The organism is Acidomonas methanolica (assembly GCF_004346035.1).
In the GTDB taxonomy this organism is placed as follows: domain Bacteria; phylum Pseudomonadota; class Alphaproteobacteria; order Acetobacterales; family Acetobacteraceae; genus Acidomonas; species Acidomonas methanolica.
Genome location: NZ_SLZN01000074.1, coordinates 1 through 3406 on the forward strand (window position 1 = coordinate 1; position 3406 = coordinate 3406).

Annotated in this window: 3 protein-coding genes; all 3 read right to left on the reverse strand. The window is 56.4% G+C overall.

The genetic code is table 11. The annotated features are described in order from the left end of the window. Positions 1-138: 138 nt before the first annotated feature. The 3 genes from EDC31_RS17300 to EDC31_RS17310 are packed head-to-tail and all read right to left on the reverse strand — an operon-like array spanning position 139 to position 3274. The gene (locus EDC31_RS17300) at positions 139-1137 is read right to left on the reverse strand and encodes a tyrosine-type recombinase/integrase (RefSeq protein ID WP_042062400.1); all 999 of its coding nucleotides are present in this window, start codon (positions 1135-1137) and stop codon (positions 139-141) included. Continuing rightward, positions 1134-2054, reverse strand: coding sequence for a tyrosine-type recombinase/integrase (locus tag EDC31_RS17305; RefSeq protein ID WP_042062399.1), 921 nt, complete (start codon positions 2052-2054; stop codon positions 1134-1136). The genes EDC31_RS17300 and EDC31_RS17305 overlap by 4 nt, the downstream gene beginning before the upstream one ends. After that, positions 2048-3274: a tyrosine-type recombinase/integrase gene (locus EDC31_RS17310; RefSeq protein WP_081797944.1), complete on the reverse strand. Its 1227-nt coding sequence runs from the start codon at positions 3272-3274 to the stop codon at positions 2048-2050. Before EDC31_RS17310 ends, EDC31_RS17305 begins: the two co-directional genes overlap by 7 nt. Between the last annotated feature and the right edge of the window lie 132 nt (positions 3275-3406).

Consider the following 3406-nt stretch of genomic DNA (forward strand, 5'->3'; position numbering starts at 1 on the left):
CCCCGTGCCGGGCAGGCCGATCGTCACAAGCATGGCATGGTACCCGATCATGTCCTGGTACGCCCAGACACACGCCGAGCGCCGGTATGGAAGAGAACCTGACCGCCGCGGAGCGATCAGGTCCAAATTCTCACGCTGTCATGCTCCCCGATGTGCCATCAGGGAAGCGATCAATGCGTCGGGGGCCTTGAAACGGCCCCGCCGGAGTGACGGCGGCAACACCGCCTCGATTGCCTCGAGTTTTTCGGATGGATCTATCCGCAGATAGACCTCGGTCGTTCGGATATCCGCATGTCCCAGCCAGAGAGCAACCTTGCGAATATCCCGCGTGGCCTGAAGCATGGTCACCGCGCAGCTATGCCGCAAGAGATGAGGTGTAATCAGGCGATCTGATAAAGTGGGACATTGACTTGCGGCTGAAGCCGCATGTTTTTCCAGGACATATTCGAAGTCTGCGCGCGTCATCGTCCGGCCTTGTGCGTTAGTAAATAATTCCGGTGTTGGTGGCGTGCCTCTGACGGCGAGCCATGCCCGGATATCGCGCGCGGTATCTTTCCAGAGCGGCAGGCACCGCTCACGCCGCCCCTTGCCCAACACCGTGACGCTGGGGGTGGGATGCAGGACGACGTCTTCAAGGCGGACACCAACCAGTTCAGAAACACGTAATCCACCTGCGAAACAAAGATGCAGCATGGCCCGATCTCGTATTCCTGCACGGGTCTTGAGATCGGGAGCGTCGAGAACAGCGCGTATTTCGATCAGCGTCAGATGCTGAACGAGTTTCTGTTCATGCCGCTTGCCCGGGATTGCCCTGATCTGGGCAATCTGTTCCAGTGCTCTGGGATATTTCAATTCGACGTAGCGCATAAATGTCTTGATTGCCGCGAGCCGCAGATTCCGGGTGGAAGCACTGTTGCCGCGCTCCCGTTCGATATTGGTGAGGAATGCGATGACCATGTCGGCATCGATCTGTTCGAGCATGAGCTGGGCTGGCCGCACACGTAATCTGGTAGAGACAAAAGTGAGGAGCAGCGTGAAACTACGGGCGTAGGCATCGCAGCTATGCGGACTGAAACCACGCTGATTGGGTAGGTAGTCACGCAAGAAGCCAGTGATGAGAGGCGCGATCGGGGTCATGACAGCTTCTCCCCGATCAGGTTTTCGACCATTCCCCCGATATCGCTCATCAATTCGGGTGTCGCCTGCAGATACCAGTAGGTATATCGAATATGTGCGTGGCCGAGGTACGTCGACAGAGCGATAAAATCGCGTGCCACATCCTCCCGTCGGGCCGAGCATTGTTCGAGCACCCGTGTCGCGAAAGTATGTCGGAGATCATGGATGCGGGGGCGGCGGGTGCGCCCTTGGCCGACACCCGCCTTGCGCAGGATGACATGGAATGCCGCATACAAGGTTCCCACGCCCATCGGTTTTCCTCCAACAGACAGAAACACATGATCGTCCGTCCCTGCGAACCGTTCACGGATAGCAAGGTAGTCGCGCAATGCGGCAGCGACGCTCGGATGCATCGGAACAAGTCGGCTTTTATTGAATTTCGTCTGGCAGATATGCAGCACGTCGCCCGATAGCAGGTCACACAACCGAAGATTCAGCGCCTCGGAGACCCGCAGACCGGTCGATGCAAGCAGTCCGATCAGCATCACGTAGATATGCTGCCTGAGCGGACTGGGTTTCTGCCGACGCAAATTACCTGCCGCTGCAAGCATGCGGGCAATCTCGTCCCGGGAATAGATATAAGGTGTTGGTCTCGATACCGGGCAATAGAATATGTGGTGGTCAGGAACTTCATGAAGAGGATCTTCCGCGCGCAAAAAACGTGCAAAATGCGCAAGCTCCTGAAGTTTTCGATATCGGGCGCGTTGGGTTGACGCAGTAGAAGCCGACCAGTCCAGCGCGCTCTCGATACGAATATGGGTATCGGCGCGTTCCGCCGCATAGCGGGCAAATGCCTCGAGATGACGGGCTGTTTTTTCAAGTTTGAACCCCTGTGAGCGGCGCAAGGTTATATAGCGGTTCACGTCGTCAATCAGCATGGTGCCCTCCCACCCCAAGGCTGGGCAATGACAGAGAGAAGGGTCTGGTCGACCTTGGCATAATGGGCTGTTATCGCTGTATCGCGATGACGGAGCACTGAGCCGACATCAGCCAGGCTCACTCCATGACGCAACATGGCTGTTGCCGCCGAATGACGCAGAATATGTGCGCCGCGATGCGGGCTATCTATGCCGGCGCGCGTCAAGGCACGGTTTACCAGACATTTTACGACAATCCGGTCAATCTGATGAACGGGAGCGATTACAGTGACGAACAACGCTCGTGTCGGCAGCGGCGGTCTTTGATGCGTCACATAGGCAATGATGGCGTCGCCTATTTCCTGAGTCAGGGGCAGCAGTTCAAGTCGGCGGCCTTTCCCATGGATCCGGATATGACCCTGACTCCAGTCGAGATCGTCAAACGTCAGGCGCGCGACCTCGCTGGCACGCAGCCCGAGACGGGCCAGCAGCAGGATGATGGCCCGATCCCGGAGATACTGTTCGCCATCGCACGCATCGATAATGCGCTCAATGTCCGTGTCCGGAAGAAATCGCGGGATGGAGGTCAACCGCCAGTTTGCTGATCGGGGCAGCGCATGCACCAATCCCGACGGACAACGCTTTGTCGCAACCAAAAAACGCAGAAATGACCGTGTTGAAACAATGATGCCTTTTACTCGACACTGTGAGACATTCTGTCCCCGTTCCAGGACGAAGGCACGGATGGTAGCCGCCGTATAAGTCGTCGGCTCTTCACCCATGCAGGCAACAAAAAGACGAATGACGTGAAGGTAAAAACCGAGGGTTGTGTCTGCCAGACTACACTGCTCCAACGCCCAATGTCTGAATTCCACGAGAAGAGCGGGTTCGGCAGGTGCAGGCAAAGCATCCAGCACTTTGCAGGTTTCCAGATAGGTAATGAATAATTTGGCGCACTCCACGGCGTCCTTGTTCAGATCACCGCGAAATCGTGACCGATATCCTGATCCAATCAGCATATACGAGGCTTTGTATGCATCACGGATGGTCTCGAACGCATACCCGGCCTTACATGCCCAATCGGTCCAGCATGCAAGTAATCGTTCTCGCTCGATGACAGTTAAAGGCGTGTATTGCCTCTCGCGCAGCCACTGAAGGAAACCCTCGACGTGATTTGCCGCGAGTCCAGCTGCCAGTCGTGTTTTGACCGAATTCTGGCGAATATAATTACCTGCTGGCATGATGCCTCCTCCTGTTGGGTGGAAGCAGAATTATGATCACGGGATCTCTCGATCAGGGCGACCGAAATAGCGTGCCGGGAAATAATCGGTGACCATGCCGTGCTTGTGACGATCGGCCTGTCTGGCACGGGT